The sequence below is a fragment of the Peterkaempfera griseoplana genome (genome assembly GCF_001418575.1).
Taxonomy (GTDB): domain Bacteria; phylum Actinomycetota; class Actinomycetes; order Streptomycetales; family Streptomycetaceae; genus Peterkaempfera; species Peterkaempfera griseoplana.
This window is the reverse complement of the sequence record NZ_LIQR01000040.1, coordinates 1-15,459: the sequence shown is the minus strand read 5'-3', so window position 1 is coordinate 15,459 and position 15,459 is coordinate 1. Positions and strand designations below refer to the sequence as shown.

The 15,459-nt window shown below is 73.1% G+C and carries 14 protein-coding genes; 10 read left to right on the top strand and 4 right to left on the bottom strand.

What is annotated here, in order from left to right; translation table 11 throughout:
• The first annotated feature begins 224 nt into the window (after positions 1–224).
• The 4 genes from AOK09_RS03060 (at position 225) to AOK09_RS03045 (ending at position 5,718) form a co-directional block, all read left to right on the top strand.
• On the top strand, positions 225–1,115 hold the full coding sequence (locus AOK09_RS03060) for a carbohydrate ABC transporter permease (protein ID WP_245687093.1): 891 nt from the start codon (positions 225–227) through the stop codon (positions 1,113–1,115).
• The gene (locus AOK09_RS03055) at positions 1,115–2,017 is read left to right on the top strand and encodes a carbohydrate ABC transporter permease (protein WP_055585529.1); all 903 of its coding nucleotides are present in this window, start codon (positions 1,115–1,117) and stop codon (positions 2,015–2,017) included. The genes AOK09_RS03060 and AOK09_RS03055 overlap by 1 nt, the downstream gene beginning before the upstream one ends.
• 178 nt (positions 2,018–2,195) lie before the next feature.
• On the top strand, positions 2,196–3,404 hold the full coding sequence (locus AOK09_RS03050) for an FUSC family protein (RefSeq protein WP_107101217.1): 1,209 nt from the start codon (positions 2,196–2,198) through the stop codon (positions 3,402–3,404).
• 97 nt (positions 3,405–3,501) lie between these two features.
• On the top strand, positions 3,502–5,718 hold the full coding sequence (locus AOK09_RS03045; RefSeq protein WP_407675337.1) for an RICIN domain-containing protein: 2,217 nt from the start codon (positions 3,502–3,504) through the stop codon (positions 5,716–5,718).
• Positions 5,719–5,793: 75 nt separating this feature from the next.
• On the opposite strand, the gene AOK09_RS43375 is transcribed toward AOK09_RS03045, so the two are convergent.
• The 3 genes from AOK09_RS43375 to AOK09_RS03030 all read right to left on the bottom strand — a co-directional run bounded on the left by AOK09_RS43375 (position 5,794) and on the right by AOK09_RS03030 (position 7,917).
• Entirely contained in the window at positions 5,794–6,285 is a 492-nt protein-coding gene (locus AOK09_RS43375) for a hypothetical protein (RefSeq protein ID WP_063795815.1), read from the bottom strand.
• A gap of 114 nt (positions 6,286–6,399) precedes the next feature.
• Complete coding sequence (locus tag AOK09_RS03035; RefSeq protein WP_063795814.1) at positions 6,400–7,278, bottom strand: universal stress protein; 879 nt, start codon at positions 7,276–7,278, stop codon at positions 6,400–6,402.
• Positions 7,279–7,392: 114 nt separating this feature from the next.
• Positions 7,393–7,917: a GNAT family N-acetyltransferase gene (locus tag AOK09_RS03030; RefSeq protein ID WP_055585526.1), complete on the bottom strand. Its 525-nt coding sequence runs from the start codon at positions 7,915–7,917 to the stop codon at positions 7,393–7,395.
• A 261-nt stretch (positions 7,918–8,178) separates the two neighbouring features.
• Between AOK09_RS03030 and AOK09_RS03025 the strand changes: the two genes are divergently transcribed.
• Both AOK09_RS03025 and AOK09_RS03020 read left to right on the top strand, forming a co-directional pair.
• Positions 8,179–8,373 carry a hypothetical protein gene (locus AOK09_RS03025; protein ID WP_055585525.1) on the top strand — a complete coding sequence of 65 codons (195 nt, stop codon included), beginning with the start codon at positions 8,179–8,181 and terminating at the stop codon, positions 8,371–8,373.
• 93 nt (positions 8,374–8,466) lie between these two features.
• Positions 8,467–9,993, top strand: a complete 1,527-nt coding sequence (locus tag AOK09_RS03020) for a hypothetical protein (protein WP_055585524.1) — start codon at positions 8,467–8,469, stop codon at positions 9,991–9,993.
• Between the two features lie 61 nt (positions 9,994–10,054).
• Here AOK09_RS03020 and yczR read toward each other — a convergent pair whose 3' ends face one another.
• Positions 10,055–11,545 carry a MocR-like transcription factor YczR gene (yczR, locus tag AOK09_RS03015; protein WP_055585523.1) on the bottom strand — a complete coding sequence of 497 codons (1,491 nt, stop codon included), beginning with the start codon at positions 11,543–11,545 and terminating at the stop codon, positions 10,055–10,057.
• A gap of 107 nt (positions 11,546–11,652) precedes the next feature.
• On the opposite strand from yczR, the gene yczE reads away from it, so the two are divergent.
• The 4 genes from yczE to AOK09_RS02995 all read left to right on the top strand — a co-directional run bounded on the left by yczE (position 11,653) and on the right by AOK09_RS02995 (position 15,378).
• A complete protein-coding gene (gene yczE / locus AOK09_RS03010; RefSeq protein ID WP_245687092.1) occupies positions 11,653–12,369 on the top strand; it encodes a membrane protein YczE in 717 nt (238 codons plus the stop codon).
• Between the two features lie 50 nt (positions 12,370–12,419).
• Complete coding sequence (locus AOK09_RS03005; RefSeq protein ID WP_055585522.1) at positions 12,420–13,289, top strand: glycerophosphodiester phosphodiesterase; 870 nt, start codon at positions 12,420–12,422, stop codon at positions 13,287–13,289.
• Between the two features lie 31 nt (positions 13,290–13,320).
• Complete coding sequence (locus tag AOK09_RS03000) at positions 13,321–14,712, top strand: MFS transporter (RefSeq protein WP_079062688.1); 1,392 nt, start codon at positions 13,321–13,323, stop codon at positions 14,710–14,712.
• Between the two features lie 291 nt (positions 14,713–15,003).
• Positions 15,004–15,378 (top strand): RNA polymerase-binding protein RbpA, encoded by a 375-nt coding sequence (locus tag AOK09_RS02995; RefSeq protein ID WP_055585521.1) that lies wholly within the window; start codon positions 15,004–15,006, stop codon positions 15,376–15,378.
• Positions 15,379–15,459: the final 81 nt, after the last annotated feature.

Sequence of the window (15,459 nt, the reverse complement as noted above, 5' to 3'; positions counted from 1 at the left end):
CGCGGTGGTGAACCTGCTGGCCGGCAAGGGCAGCGCCGCGGACATCGCCAAGAACACCAACGCTGCCGCCGCGAAGGGCTGAGTAAGCGACAATGAGCAACCCCCTGGGTACTGACACGGCCACCGGCCGCCAGTCGCAGGGCACGCCTGGAGTCGGGGGCGCGGCCACGGCCGCGGCCCCGGCTTCGCCGCGAGCGGCAGCGCGCCGCCGCGGCCGTGCCAAGATGCGGCTTGAGATCGCGCTCCTGTCCGGACCGGCGATCCTCATGTTCCTGGCGTTCGTGATCTTCCCGGTCGCACTCGCCGCGTACTACGGCTTCTACCGGTGGCACGGCTACGGAGCGCCCACCGACTGGGTCGGCCTGAACAACTACAAGCTGATCCTCAAGGACCCCGCCTTCCAGCAGGTGCTGTGGCACAACGGCTGGATCCTGGTGCTCTCACTGGTCATCCAGGGCCCACTGGCGATCATCCTCGCGCTCCTGCTCAACCAGAAGATCCGCGGCCGCTCCATCATCCGCATCCTCATCTTCGTGCCCTACGTCATCTCCGAGGTCATCGTCGGCACCGGCTGGAGCCTGATGCTCCAGAGCAACGGCGCCGTCAACGACCTGCTGGCACACATCGGACTCGGCTCCCTGCAAGCGGAATGGCTCTCCAGCCCCAAGCTGGCCCTGTGGACCCTGATGGGCATCATCTCCTGGAAGTACATCGGCTTCGCCGTCATCCTGATGCTCGCCGGCCTGCAGTCCATCCCCGACGAACTCTTCGAGGCCGCCGCCATCGACGGCGCCTCCTACTGGCAGATGCAGCGCCGCATCACCCTGCCACTGCTCGGCCCCACCATCCGCATCTGGGCCTTCCTGTCGATCATCGGCTCACTGCAGCTGTTCGACCTGGTGTTCATCATCTGGGGACCCTACGTCTCCAGCACCGCGGGCACCTCCACCATGGCGATCTACATGGTCGCCCAGGGCCGCAACGCGGGCAACTACGGCTACGGCAGCGCCATCGCGGTCGTGATGTTCCTCATCTCGCTCATCGTCGCGCTGCTCTACCAGCGCTTCGTGCTGCGCCGCGACCTCCAGGGTGCCGTCACTGAAGGAGACAAATGATGAGCGCCACCACCGCCGACTCCTTCACCTCCTCCAGCACCGAACCCACCGCCCCCACCGGCCGCCGCGACCGCCGCGACAAACCGCAGAAGTGGGGCAACCCCTTCACCTACTTCATCGCGCTGCTGTTCATCGGCGTCTGCATCGCCCCGGTGCTCTACATCGTGATCGGCGGGTTCCGCACCAACTCGCAGATCTCCACCAGCCCCGCGGGCCTGCCCCACCCCTGGATCGTCGGCAACTACATCAGCGTCCTGAAGAACGTGACGTTCTGGGGCGAATTCGCCAACTCCGTCATCGTCGCGCTCGCCAGCACCATCGGCACGACCATCCTCGGACTCATGGTGAGCTTCGTCCTCGCCCGCTACGACTTCAAGCTCAAAGGCGCGATGTACTCCCTGTTCGCCGCCGGCCTGATGTTCCCCCTGGTCATCGCGATCACCCCGCTCTACATCGTGGTCAAGGACCTCGGCCTCGTCGACAGCCTCCTCGGCGTGATCATCCCCCAGATCGCCTTCGGCCTGCCGACCACCGTCATCATCCTGGTCCCGTTCCTGCGCGCCATCCCCAACGAGATCGAGGAAGCCGCCGCCATCGACGGCGCCAGCCGCCTCGGCTTCTTCTTCCGCATGGTCATCCCCCTGTCCCTCCCGGGCGTAGTGACCGTCGGCATCCTCGGCTTCATCGGCAGCTGGAACAACTACGTCCTGCCCCTGTACATCCTCAACTCCACCGCCAACTACACCCTCCCCCTGGGCGTCCAGCAGTTCTCCACCGAGTACTCCGTGGACACCGCCAAGGTCCTCGCCTTCACCTCCCTCGCCATGCTCCCCGCACTGATCTTCTTCGCCATCTTCGAGAAGAAGATCGTCGGCGGCCTCACCGGCGCCGTGAAGGGCTGACCCCCACCACACCACAACACGCTTGCCCCCGCCGGTCTCCGGCGGGGGCAAGCTGTTGTCCCGGCCCCGGAGCATCCGGCGGGTGTGCGAGGGGCGGGGCACGGGCAGGAGACCGCCGTCCGCCGACCTGGCGCCAGGTCGGAGCAGCCCGTACGGTCCCCGGAGTCAGGTAGTCCCCGTGCCCCCAGTCGCCGAGTCCGTGCTCGAGGTCGCACGGCGGCACCATGATCCCGTCGTCGTGCAGACCGTCCGCGCCACCGTGGCCGCCATGCTGGCGTACCAGGCCGCCCTCTGGCTGACCAACGACCCCGCGCCGCTGCTGGCGCCGCTCACCGCACTGCTGGTCGTGCAGGTCACCCTGTACGCCACGCTCACCAACGGCGTCCGCCGGGTGGTCAGCGTGGTGGCGGGGGTGCTGCTGGCCGTCGGCTTCAGCGATCTGGTGGGGTTGAGCTGGTGGAGCCTCGGGCTGCTGATCCTGGCCTCGCTGGTGCTCGGCCATCTCATCCGGGTGGACGAGTACGTCCCGGAGGTCGCGATCAGCGCCATGCTGGTGCTCGGGGTCACCCATGTCACCCAGACGGCCTTCGGCCGGGTGAACGAGACCGTGATCGGCGCGGTGGTGGGCACCCTGGTCAACCTGGTGGTCGTACCGCCGGTGTTCGTGCAGCCGGCCGGGGAGGCGATCGAGGCGCTGGCGGGGCGGATGCGGGCGCTGCTGCTGGGGATCGCCGCCGCGAGTGACCGGGTCTCGCGGCAGGAGGCGGTGGACTGGCTGCACGAGGCCCGCCGGCTGGACCACGACATCGTCCGGGTGGACGCGGAGCTGACCCGGGCCGAGGAGAGCCTGCGGCTCAACCCCCGGGTCCGGGAGGGCGAACTGGCCCGGCTGGTGCTGCGCAGCGGACTGGACACCCTGGAGATCTGCGCCGTGGTGCTGCGCACCCTGTGCCGGGCGTTCGCCGATCTGGCGGACGAGCGGACGGCGGGTGGGGGCGGGGTCTACCCCGCCGAGGTGGCAGCGCCGCTGCGGGAGCTGCTGGAGCACCTGGCCGCGGCGGTGGACGGCTTCGGCCGGCTGATCACGGCGCAGGTGTCGGCCAGCGCCGAGCAGGCCGAGGAGGAGCTGGCGCAGGCGCTGCTGGACGGGCGGCGGGCCCGGCAGCGGATCGCGGAGCGGCTGGTGGACGAGATCCGGCGGCGTCCGGAGCGCTGGCCGCTGCACGGGTCGCTGCTGGCCGACATCGACCGGCTGCTGGACGAGCTGGACGTGGAGCGGCGGTCGCAGATGCTGGCGGAGTCCATGGAGCGGCACCGTGGTGAGCAGCGCGACCGGTGGCAGGGGATGCGCGGGGTGCCGGCCTGGCTCACGGGACGACGGAGATAATTCACGGCTTAGTCTTAGCTATTGACACCCAGTTTGGCATGCCCATAACTTCCCCTCGGCGGTGTCCAGTCCGCACCCGCCGCCGAGGAGGAATCCCGTGAGAACGGTCCCCACGACCCTGCGGCCACCCCGCCGCGCCGTCCCCAGCGCCCTGGCGTTCGCCCTGACCGTGGCCTTCACCGGTGCCGCCGCCACGCTCGCGGCCCCCAGCGCGGGCGCCGCCACGCTGCCCACCGGCTGGACCACGGTCGTCGCCGGCAACAGCGGCAAGTGCGTGGACGCCGCCGCCGCGTCCACCGCCGACGGCACCGCCGTGCAGCAGTACACCTGCAACGGCACCGGCGCCCAGCTCTGGCAGTTCCAGGACGCCGGCAACGGCTACTACCGGGTGAACAGCCAGGGCGACGCCACCAGGGTCTGGGACGTCACCGACGTCTCCACCGCCGACAGCGCCAAGATCCAGCTCTGGGCCTACGGAAGCGGCGCCAACCAGCAGTGGCAGCCGGTGGCCGAGGCGGGCGGGACGTACCACTTCGTCAACCGCAACAGCGGCAAGTGCCTGGACGTGCCCTCCGCCTCCACCGCCGACAGCGTCCAGCTGCAGCAGTACACCTGCAACGGCACCGCCGCCCAGTCCTTCACCCTGGGAGCCGCCGCCACTCCCCCGCCGCCGGCCGGCACTCCCGACTTCGGCCCCAACGTCACGGTCTTCGACCCCTCGATGCCGGCAGCCACCATTCAGAGCCGGCTCAACACGGTCTTCGGCCAGCAGGAGAGCAACCAGTTCGGCGCCCAGCGCTACGCCCTGCTCTTCAAGCCCGGCAGCTACAGCGTCGACGCCAACGTCGGCTTCTACACCCAGGTCGCCGGTCTCGGCCTCTCCCCCGACGACGTGACCATCAACGGGGCCGTGCACGCCGAGGCGGACTGGTTCCAGGGCAACGCCACCCAGAACTTCTGGCGCGACGCCGAGAACCTCTCGGTCAACCCGACCGGCGGCACCGACCGCTGGGCCGTCTCCCAGGCCGCGCCCTACCGCCGGATGCACGTCCGCGGCAACCTCCAGCTGGACGACGGCGGCTGGTCCAGCGGCGGGTTCATCGCCGACTCCAGGATCGACGGCCAGGTGCGGTCCGGCTCCCAGCAGCAGTGGCTCTCCCGCAACACCCAGTGGGGCAGCTGGACCGGCTCCAACTGGAACATGGTCTTCGTGGGCGACGTCAACGCCCCCGCCAACAGCTTCCCCAACCCGCCGTACACCACCGTCGCCCAGAGCCCGGTGACCCGCGAGAAGCCGTTCCTGTACGTCGACTCCGCGGGCGCCTGGAAGGTCTTCGTGCCCGCCGTGCGCAGCAACACCCAGGGCACCAGCTGGGCCTCGGGCAGCCAGCCCGGCACCTCGCTGCCGATCGACCAGTTCTTCATCGTCAAGCCGGGCGCCACCTCGGCCGACATCAACGGCGCCCTCGCCCAGGGCAAGAACCTGCTCTTCACCCCGGGCGTCTACCACCTGGCCCAGACCATCAATGTGACCCGCCCGGACACCGTGGTCCTCGGCCTCGGCCTGGCCACCCTGGTGCCCGACAACGGCATCACCGCGATGACCGTCGCCGACGTGGACGGGGTGAACATCGCCGGACTGCTGATCGACGCCGGCCAGGTCAACTCCCCGGTGCTGATGCAGGTCGGCCCGGCCGGCTCCGCCGCGAGCCACGCCGCCGACCCCACCTCGCTGCACGACGTCTTCTTCCGCATCGGCGGCGCCGGCGTCGGCAAGGCCACCCAGTCGCTGGTGGTCAACAGCAGCAATGTGATCGGCGACCACATGTGGCTGTGGCGGGCCGACCACGGCAGCGGCGTCGGCTGGACCTCCAACACGGCAGCCAACGGCCTGGTGGTCAACGGCAACGACGTCACCATGTACGGCCTGTTCGTCGAGCACTACCAGCAGTACCAGGTGATCTGGAACGGGAACGGCGGACGGACCTACTTCTTCCAGAACGAGATGCCCTACGACCCGCCGAGCCAGGCCGCCTGGATGAACGGTTCCACCAGGGGCTGGGCGGCCTACAAGGTCGCCGACCCGGTGACCACCCACGAGGCGTGGGGCCTGGGCAGCTACTGCTACTTCAGCAGCAATCCGGCCGTGGTCGCCGAGCACTCCTTCGAGGTGCCGGACCGCTCGGGGGTCCGCCTCCACGACATGGTCACGGTCTCGCTCGGCGGCACCGGCACCATCAACCACGTCGTCAACTCCACCGGCGGCCCCTCCAACTCGGCCTCCAACGTCGCCGATCTGGTGAGCTACCCCTGATCCTCCTCCCCGGGCGACGCGCCGCGCCCCGGCCGGTGACCGCACCGGCCGGGGCGCGGCCGTCTCCGGCCGCGGTCACTCGGGGCGGCGCAGCGCCTCGGGCGTACGCAGGGCCTCGGGCGTACGCAGGGCGTCGGCAGGGGCACCCGGCCGGCCCGGCGCCACCGAGGCGTGCCGGGCGGTGGAGGCACCGGCCGCCCCGGTCGCCATGGCGGGCGTGGCGGCCGTGGCGGCCGCGGCCGGTGGGGAACCAGGCTGGGACAGCGGCCGGCCGGCGGCTCCGGCCTGCTCGATGGCCTGCCGGGCCTGCTCCACCGGTGAGCGAACGGTGAGCGCCGCCGCCGTGGCGGCGGACACCGGTTCCGGCGCGGACAGCGTCCCGCTGTGGCTGCGCAGCCTCCGGCCCGCGGCCTCGTCCAGGGTGACCGGGCGCTGCAGCCGGGCGGCGAGCCGGCCGGCCTCCTGGCCCAGCGCGGCGACGTCCTCCCAGCGCAGCTGGACCACCAGCCGCAGTTCGGCCCCGCCGTCGGGGAGGGCCAGTACCGGGACGCTGCTCTGGTCGTTCATGGGCGGTCCTCCACGGTCGGAAGCGGGGCACCGCCGCCGGCAGCGGGGCGGTGCGGGCACGACGGGGGATACGGCGCCCCGGCGCCCGCGGTTCACCGTCCCGCCGGACCGGCCTCAGCCGACCGGCACCACCGCCACCGGGCAGTGCGCATGGTGCAGCACCGCATGGACCACGCTGCCCAGGTGCATCCCCAGCCGCCCCATCCGGCCGCGCCGCGGCGCGCCGACCACCAGCAGCGAGGCGTGCGCGGACGCCTCCACCAGGGCGGCCGCGGCCGGGCCGCCCACCACGTCCAGCACCACCTGGCTGCGCGGGAAGTCCCCGCGGCCGGCCTCCACGGTGCGGGAGAGCAGCGCGGTGTGCTCCCGCTCCTCCTCGTCGAGACTGTCGACCAGCGGCACCATATGGCCCGCGTCGGCCACTGCCGACCAGGTGTGCAGGGCCCGTACCGGAGCGCCGCGCAGCGCAGCGGTGGCACAGGCGAACCGGACCACCGGGACGTCCTGCTCGCCCAGCACCCCGACCAGCACACTGAGCCCCTGCGCGGGCGCCGGAGGGGCGTGCACCACCACCACCGGACACTCTGTGTGGGCGGCCACCCGGCGGCTGACCGAGCCCAGCAGCAGCGAGGAGAAGCCGCCCCGGCCGCGCGAGCCGATCACCAGCAGGGAGTACGGCCCAGTGGCGTCCAGCAGTGCCGCGGCCGGCTCGTCGGTGCTGACCGCGGCGGCGATCTCCAGATCCGGGTGGCGGGCCGCGACCTGCGCGGCGGCCTCGGCCAGCAGATCGCGGCCGCTCTGCTCGATCAGGCCGGTGGCTCCGGCGGAGGCGCGCCGGGAGAGGGTCGCCGTGCCGAGGTCGACGGCGTGCACCAGGCGCAGCAGGCAGCCGCGGTGCCGGGCCTCCGCCGCGCCCCACTCCAGGGCCGGGCCCGACTCCGGGAGGGCGTCGACGCCGACCACGATCTCCTGCACCTGGGGGCTGTCGTCCATCGATGGGCTCCTCCGCGGCGTACGGCGCCCGGCGACGCCCCGGCCTCCAGGATCACCCGGCCCGCCCGGCACGGCTGCCGGGCCCACCCGCAGGGGTGGTGACGGGTGAGCCGGTCAGACCAGCTCGCGGCCCAGGCCGGCGGGGTGCGTCCCGGGGCCGGCCGGGGGGTCCAGCTGCTTGCCCAGGTAGACGCTCTCCGGCTCGTCCCGGTAGACGCCGAACGGCCGCACCGGCGCATAGCCCTCCGAGGAGTACAGACCGATGGCCTCGGGCTGCTCGGTGCCGGTCTCCAGCACCATCCGGCCGCGTCCGGCCCCGGCGGCGGTGGCCTCCAGCCGGCGCAGCATGGCGCGGGCCAGCCCGCGGCCCCGGGCGGCGGGGACCACGTACATCCTCTTGAGTTCGGCGTCGCCGTCCTGCAGCCCGCGCTCGTCCGCACCCCGGGCCCGCCAGCCCCCGCAGGCGACCGGCTCGCCGTCGAGGTAGCCGACCGCGAAGAGCCCCTCGGGCAGGTCGAACTCGCTCGCGTCGACCGGGGTGACGTCCATGCCGCCGTACCGGACCACGTACTCCTGCTGCACCTCGGCGATCAGCCGCACTGCATCGGGGTGTGCATACCCCACCACGCGTATCTCCACGGTCGACCAGGGTACCCAGCGCGGATCGGCGGGGCTTCGGGGCCGCCCCGCGGCGCGACCTGGGCTTCTGCGCCGCCGCCCGGCCGGATGCCCTCAGCGCCGCGAGAGGGGATCTTGGGCGTGCGACACGGCCGACGTCACGGCATTGATCGGAAAATCACCCTTTTGCCGCTTTCGTCATCTATTACTTCTTGTCACCATGAAGACACGTTCCGTAGCTCTCTCGCGGAATGCTGTCCCCCTCTTCGAGGAGCACCCCCCATGATCCTCTCCTGTTCCGGCGTCGTCTTCCTGGGCACGGTCGTCTTCCTGCTGTCACGCAAGTGCGGACTCAGGGTCGCTCATGCCATCACCTGCGCCCTCTTCGGGTTCTTCCTGGCGAGCACCGCCATCGCGCCCAGCATCCACGCCGGCAGCCAGAGCCTCGCGGGGCTGCTCGGCGGCCTCAGATTCTGAACCGGCTCACCCTTCAAGGCCCGGGAGCGGACCCCACCGCCCCGGGCCTCCTCCCGTCCCGCCAACCACCGCACCACCGCTCGGGGAGTTCCGATGTCCCTCAACCGCAACCTTGTACGCGGCCGCGAACTGGCCCGCACCGCCGGGGACCACGTCGCCGACGCGCTGGGACCGCTGACGGTGGTGGGCCGCGGACTGCGCCACCATCTCGGATGGCTGCGGGCCTGGTGGAAACGCACCCCCACGGACCGCCGCGGGCCGGCGCTGCTGCTGGCCGCGGCGATGGTGGGCGCCCTGGCGGTACTGCCGTACGGTCTGCTGCTGGCCGCCGCCGCACTGGCCGCCTCCGCCGCCTGGGCCGGCCGGGACCGCTCCGCCGAACCCGCGGCGGCACCCGACCCCGCGCACCTCAAACTCCAGGCCGTGTACGCGGCGCTGACCCCCTGTCTGGCCCGCGCCGACGACCCCCGGCCGCTCTACGCCCACGGCGGCGACCACACCAAGGTGTTCACCCGCTGGGAGTTCGACGCGGAGGGCCGCCTCGCCGACCTGGAGCTCGACTACCCCGCGTACTTCCCGGACAGCGAACCCGCCGCCCGGGCGCGGGTGGAGCAGGTGCTTCAGGCCAAGGCGGGCCGCGTCCGCGAGTACCGCTTCGGCTGGGACGAGGAGGGCAACCGGCTGCGGATGCAGGCCCTCGCACCGCTGCCCGGCATCACCGTGCAGCCCTTCGTGGCCGCCCCCGGAGAGATCGTGCTGGGGATCACCGACGCGGAGGGCAGCGACCGCACCATCCCCGTCCGCCAGGGCGGCATCCCCACCCACCAGCCGCCGGTCGTCTGGCGTACCGCCGCCCGCACCGCCGACGCCCATCTGCTGGCCTTCGGGACCCCCCGGGCGGGCACCTCCACGCTGCTGCGCTCCATCGCCCTCCAGGTGCTGCCCTGGGCGGACGTGGTGGTGATCGACGGGGCCGGAACCGGCGAGCACGGCTGCCTGGTCGGCCGGCCCGGCGTGCGCCGGGTGGAGACCAGCCTGCACGGAGCGATCGCCGCCCTGCAGTGGGCGGCCGGTGAGACCACCCGCCGGCTGGCGGCGCTCGACCGCGCCCGGCTGGGCGGCGGCACACCGCCGAGAAGTGTCACCCGACCGCTGTGGCTGCTGCTCGACCACCCGGCCGAACTCAGCGAACTGGCCCACGCCGAAGGCCGTCCCGACCCCCAGGACCTGCTGGAGGTCCCGCTGCGGCAGGGCCGCGCCACCCGGATCGGCGTGGTGGTCGCCGAGCACCTCGGGGCGCTGGAGCGGATCCGGCCCGTGGTCCGGGCCACCGCCAAGGCCCGGCTGGTCCTGGGCACCCCGACCGCCGCCCAGGCCGAGGCCGCGCTGGGCGCCCCGCTGGAGATCACTCCCCCGGCCCGCACCCCCGCCGGCCGCGGCTACGCACGGCTCGGCGCCGCAGCGCCGGTGCGGATCCAGGTGCCGGCCGCCCCGGACCCGCTGGACGACGACGCCCCGGCCGACCAGCGGCAGGCGGTGATCGCCCTGCTCCCTCACACCGACACCCGCACCGAGGCCGCCGCGCCCACCGCCGACCTGGTCAAGCGCCCCGTACGCTGACCCCGGGCCGGCGCGGCGTGACGGCGGGGGGCCTCCGCGGGGCTCCCCGCCGTCACGCCGGTCACGCCACGAAGACCTCGACCCCCGGGCCGGCGGGGGCGCCGCCGGCCACCGAGTCCGCGGCCAGCGCAAGCCGGCGGACGGCCTCCCTCGCGGTGTCCCCGCCGACGGTGAGCGGCAGTCTGATGTACTGCTCGAACGCCCCGTCCAGGCCGAAGCGGGTCCCCGCGGCGATCCGCACCCCGTGCCGGTCGCCCTGGGCGGCCAGCGCCGCACCGGAGAGCCCGTCGGTGCGCACCCACAGGGTCAGGCCGCCCGGCGGCAGGTCGAAGCTCCAGCCCGGCCGGGCACTGCGCAGCGCCGCGGCCAGGTCGTCCCGATGGACGCGGATCCGGCGGCGGCGGTCGGCCAGGGCCTCGTCCCAGCCCTCGCGCAGCAGCCTGGCGACGGCCAGCTGCTCCAGCACCGGGGAGCCCAGGTCGCCGTACGACCGCGCGGAGACCAGCCGGCGGATCACCGCGGGGGCGGCGCGGACCCAGCCGATGCGCAGTCCGGCCCAGAGCGCCTTGCTGGCCGAGCCGACGGTGACCACCGCGCCGCCGGGGTCGAAGGCCGCCAGTGGTCTCGGCAGCGCACGAGCGGCGGCGTCCTCCAGGGCCAGCTCGGCCATGGTCTCGTCGGCGACCAGGACGGTGCCCGCCGCCCGGGCCGCCGCGACCAGGGCGGCCCGCTGCTCGTCGGGGACGAGGGTGCCCGTCGGGTTGTGGAAGTCGGGGATGACATAGGCGGCGCGCGGGGCGGCGCCCCGCAGGACCCGGCGCCACTCCGCCGGGTCCCAGCCGGACAGGGCGTCCCCCATCCCCACGGGGACCAGCCGCAGGCCGTCGCGGCGCAGCATCTGCAGCACGTTGGCGTAGCTGGGGGCCTCCACCGCGACCCGGTCGCCCGGGCCGGTGAGCAGCCGGCGCACGGCCTGGAGGGCGCCCATGGCGCCGGTGGTCACCATGATCTGCTCGGGCATGGTGGGGACGCCGCGCGCGGTGTAGTGGTCCGCGAGGGCCTCCCGCAGGGCGGGCACCCCCGCCGGGTGGTCGCCGTGGCCTCGGGTGTGGGCCGGGAGGTCCTGCAGTGCCGCGGTGTAGCCGGCGGTGAGCCAGGGTTCCGGGGCGGGCAGGGCGGCGCAGCCGAGGTCGATGACGGCGCCGGCCAGTTCGGGGGGCAGCGGTTCCACGCCGCCGGTGGGCACCGGGTGGCCGTCGGGCAGCACGGTCCAGCTGCCGGATCCGCGCCGGCTCGTCAGATAGCCCCAGTCGCGGAGCTGCTGGTAGCCGGCGGCGACGGTGGTGCGGCTGACCCCGAGGGCCGCGGCGAGCTCCCGCTCGGCGGGCAGCCGGACGCCCACGCCCAGCCGTCCCTCCATGAGCAGCAGCCGGGCCGACTCGGCGAGCCCGCGGTACGCGGGGGTCCGTCCCCGCGGCGGGAAGCCCGCGCCGCCCAGCAGGGCGGCAAGCCGGGCGGAGCCCACGATGGTGGTCCATCGACGGTCCGGCATCAGTCCACCTTTCCCGGATTGGCCCTCGATCACCAGTCCGATCCTGCTTCAGAGTGGCATGGAGCAGGCCGGTGACACCAGGCCGGACCACGAGAGGACCGAGGACCATGGACGCGCGACGACTCACTCAGCTCTACGCCGGGCTGGTGCTCTACGGGGCGAGCGCCGGCCTCCAGGTGCGCAGCGGCCTGGGGCTGGACCCCTGGGACGTCTTCCATCAGGGGGTGGCCCTGCGGATCGGCTGGAGCATCGGCGAGGTCTCCTGCGCGGTCGGCGCCGTGGTGCTGCTGCTCTGGATCCCGCTGCGGCAGCGGCCGGGGCTGGGCACGGTGAGCAACGTGGTGGCCGTGGGCACCTCCATGGACGCGCTGCTGTGGGCCGTCCCTGCGCCCCGGGAGCTGCCGCTGCGCATCGCGCTGCTGGTCGTGGCGGTGCTGCTGAACGGCCTGGCGACCGGCCTCTACATCGCGGCCGGGTACGGGCCGGGGCCGCGTGACGGGCTGATGACCGGGCTGCACCGCCGCACCGGCCGTTCGATCCGGCTGGCCCGCACCGGCATCGAGGTCGCGGTGCTGGCCTCCGGGTGGCTGCTGGGCGGCACCGTGGGGGTGGGGACGGTGCTGTACGCGGTGGCGATCGGCCCGGTGGCGCAGTTCTTCCTGCGCCGCTTCGCCCGGCCGCAGGCCGGGGCCGCGGTCGCCGCCGGCGGCACCTCGGCGCCCGCCGCGGCGGACGCGGACGGGCTGCCCGAGCCGGTGGCCCGACCGGCCGGGGCCGGAGGGCGGACCGCAGCGGTGACGGCGACCGCCGGCGGGGCTGACTGACACCGGCCCCGGGCCGGGCCCTCGGGAGCCGCCCGGGCATACTCGTCCGCGTGATCAGCCGCATCCGCGCCCGCCACCCCTTCCTGGACCACCCCGGTCTGCTCGCCTTCGCCCATCGCGGCGGCGCCCTCGGCGCCCCCGAGAACACCCTGGCCGCCTTCGAGCAGGCGGTGGCGCTCGGCTACCGCTATCTGGAGACGGATGCGCGGGTCACCGCCGACGGAACCCTGCTGGCGTTCCACGACGCCCGGCTGGAGCGCACCACGGACGCCACCGGCGCGGTCGCCGAACTCCCCTGGCGCACCGTGCGGAGCGCACGCGTGGGCGGCAGCGAGCCCATCCCCCTGCTGGAGGAGCTGCTCGACGCCTTTCCGCAGGCCAGGGTGAACATCGATGTCAAGAGCGGCGCCGCGGTGGCGCCGCTGGTGGAGGCGGTACGCCGGACCGGCTCCTGGGACCGGGTGTGCGTGGGCGCCTTCTCCGACCGCAGACTGGCCCGGGTCAGGGCCGCGGCCGGCCCCCGGCTGGCCACCTCGCTGGGCCCCCGGTCGGTCCTGGGGCTGCGGCTGCGGTCGCTCACCGGTCCGGTGCCGGCCGACCGGCTGCTCGGCGACCGGCTGCTGGGCGCGGCGGTGCGGCGGCAGGCCGTCTGCGTCCAGGTCCCCGTCCGCTACCCGGCGGTGGAGCAGCCGTCGCAGCCCGGCGCCGCACCGGGGAACCCGGGCGGCCGCGGTGTGACCGTCGTGGACCGCGCCTTCGTCCGCGCCGCCCACCGCCGGGGCCTGCAGGTGCATGTGTGGACGGTGGACGACCCGGAGGTGATCCGCCACCTCGTCGGCCTGGGCGTGGATGGCATCATGTCGGATCGCATCGACCTTCTGCGCGATGTGCTGGTCGAGCACGGCGTCTGGTCCGGCTGACAGCGACCCGTCTCAGGGGGGCAGGAACCGGATGGACGCCAGGCAGACGAGAGCTGCGGACAGCACGCCCGCCGCGGTGACGGACGGCGGTGGCGCCACCGACGCACACCGGCGGCGGATCCAGCGGGGCTGGTACTTCTACGACTGGGCCAACTCCGTCTTCTCCACCACCGTGGTCACCGTCTTCCTCGGCCCCTATCTGACCTCGGTCGCCGAGAACGCGGCGGACGCCGGCGGCTATGTGCACCCGCTGGGGCTGCCGGTGCGCTCCGGTGCGGTGTTCCCCTATGCGGTCTCCGCCTCGGTACTGCTGTCGGTCCTGGTGATGCCCCTGGTGGGGGCGGTCGCCGACCGTACGGGACGGCACCGGGTGCTGATGGGGGCCTTCGCCTATCTGGGCGCCGCCGCCACCGCGGCGATGTTCCTGCTGCGCGGCGACCGCTATCTGCTGGGCGCGGGGCTGCTGGTCCTGGCCAATGTCGCCTACGGCGTCTCGGTGGTGCTGTACAACTCCTTCCTGCCGGCGGTCGCCACGCCCGAGGAGCGGGACGCGGTCTCCTCCCGGGGCTGGGCGTTCGGCTACGCCGGCGGCGCGCTGCTGCTGGTGCTCAACCTGGTGCTGTACCAGGGCCACGAGGGCTTCGGTGTCTCCGAGGGCGACGCGGTGCGGATCTGCCTCGCCTCGGCCGGGGTCTGGTGGGCGGGGTTCACCCTGCTGCCGATGCTGCGGCTGCCCGACCGTGCGGGTTCGCCGTCGGACGGGCTCGCCGACGACGGGTCCGGGTCGGGCTTCCGGCAGCTGCGGGCCACCCTGGGCGAGATGCGCCGCTACCCGCTGACCCTGCTCTTCCTGGCCGCGTACCTCTGCTACAACGACGGCGTCCAGACGGTGATCTCCCAGGCGTCGCTGTACGGCAGCCGGGAGCTGGGCATGGCGCAGGGCTCCCTGGTGGTGGCGGTGCTGATGGTGCAGGTGCTGGCGGTCGGAGGGGCGCTGCTCTTCGGCCGGCTGGCGCGCCGCTACGGAGCCCGGCGGGCCATTCTGGGGTCGTTGGTGGCCTGGGGCTGCACGGTGGCGGCGGGGTATGTGCTGCCGGCCCACCGGCCGGTCTGGTTCTTCGCACTGGCCGCGCTGATCGGTCTGGTGATGGGCGGCAGCCAGGCGCTGTCCCGGTCGCTCTTCTCCCATCTGGTGCCGCCCGGCCGGGAGGCCGAGTACTTCAGCGTCTACGAGGTGAGCGACCGGGGAACCAGCTGGCTGGGACCGCTGGTCTTCGGACTGGCCTTCCAGCTGACCGGGAGCTACCGGGCGGCGATCGTGTCGCTGCTGGTCTTCTTCGCGGTGGGCTTCCTGCTGCTGCTGCGGGTTCCGGTGCGCCGGGCGATCACGGAGGCGGGCAACCCGGTGCCGGACGCGGTCTGAGCGGCCTTGCATGTACCTGATACATCCGGGTAGCCGCGTAGTGTACGCCGATTGCAGCCGTCAGGATTCGTCACTGCGTGCAAAAAACTGCAAACCCTGGGTGACATGGCATGCCAGATGTGACAAAAAGGGCGGCGATGGGTACAACGGGGGCGGCACGACGGACGACGCAGGTCCCCAGGACGGGAATCTTCGACATCGGCCGAGCGTTGACCGATTCGACGAAGACAGCGAAACCACGAAGACAGCGACCACCAGTCCTGTGGGCCACAAGCCCGGGAGGCACGATTCATGAGTGAGCGAGCTCTCCGCGGCACGCGACTCGGGGCCACCAGCTACGAGACCGACCGCGGTATCGATCTGGCTCCGCGCCAGACCGTTGAGTACGCATGTCAGAACGGACACCGCTTCGAGGTGCCGTTCTCCGTGGAAGCCGAGATCCCGCCCGTGTGGGAGTGCCGCTTCTGCGGCACCGAGGCTCTCCTGCTCGACGGCGACGAGCCGGAGGAGAAGAAGGTGAAGCCGGCGCGCACCCACTGGGACATGCTCATGGAGCGCCGGACCAGGGAGGAGCTGGAGGAGGTTCTGGCCGAGCGCCTGGCCGTACTCCGCTCCGGCGGGATGAATCTGGCGGTCCACCCGCGGGACAACCGAAAGAGCGCCTGACAGCACCACCTCCCCAACCATGACGGCGGGGAGGCGAGGGCCCTGGCGCCGGCAGAGAAGTCTGCCGGCGCCAGGGCCCTC

Excerpts from the sequence above, each read along its gene's own strand:
- yczR (WP_055585523.1), bottom strand. The coding sequence starts at position 11,545 with ATGCCGGACCGTCGATGGACCACCATCGTGGGCTCCGCCCGGCTTGCC.
- AOK09_RS03055 (WP_055585529.1), top strand. The coding sequence starts at position 1,115 with ATGAGCGCCACCACCGCCGACTCCTTCACCTCCTCCAGCACCGAACCC.
- AOK09_RS43375 (WP_063795815.1), bottom strand. The coding sequence starts at position 6,285 with ATGAACGACCAGAGCAGCGTCCCGGTACTGGCCCTCCCCGACGGCGGG.
- AOK09_RS03020 (WP_055585524.1), top strand. The coding sequence starts at position 8,467 with ATGTCCCTCAACCGCAACCTTGTACGCGGCCGCGAACTGGCCCGCACC.
- AOK09_RS03035 (WP_063795814.1), bottom strand. The coding sequence starts at position 7,278 with ATGGACGACAGCCCCCAGGTGCAGGAGATCGTGGTCGGCGTCGACGCC.
- AOK09_RS03025 (WP_055585525.1), top strand. The coding sequence starts at position 8,179 with ATGATCCTCTCCTGTTCCGGCGTCGTCTTCCTGGGCACGGTCGTCTTC.
- yczE (WP_245687092.1), top strand. The coding sequence starts at position 11,653 with ATGGACGCGCGACGACTCACTCAGCTCTACGCCGGGCTGGTGCTCTAC.
- AOK09_RS03000 (WP_079062688.1), top strand. The coding sequence starts at position 13,321 with ATGGACGCCAGGCAGACGAGAGCTGCGGACAGCACGCCCGCCGCGGTG.
- AOK09_RS03060 (WP_245687093.1), top strand. The coding sequence starts at position 225 with ATGCGGCTTGAGATCGCGCTCCTGTCCGGACCGGCGATCCTCATGTTC.
- AOK09_RS02995 (WP_055585521.1), top strand. The coding sequence starts at position 15,004 with ATGAGTGAGCGAGCTCTCCGCGGCACGCGACTCGGGGCCACCAGCTAC.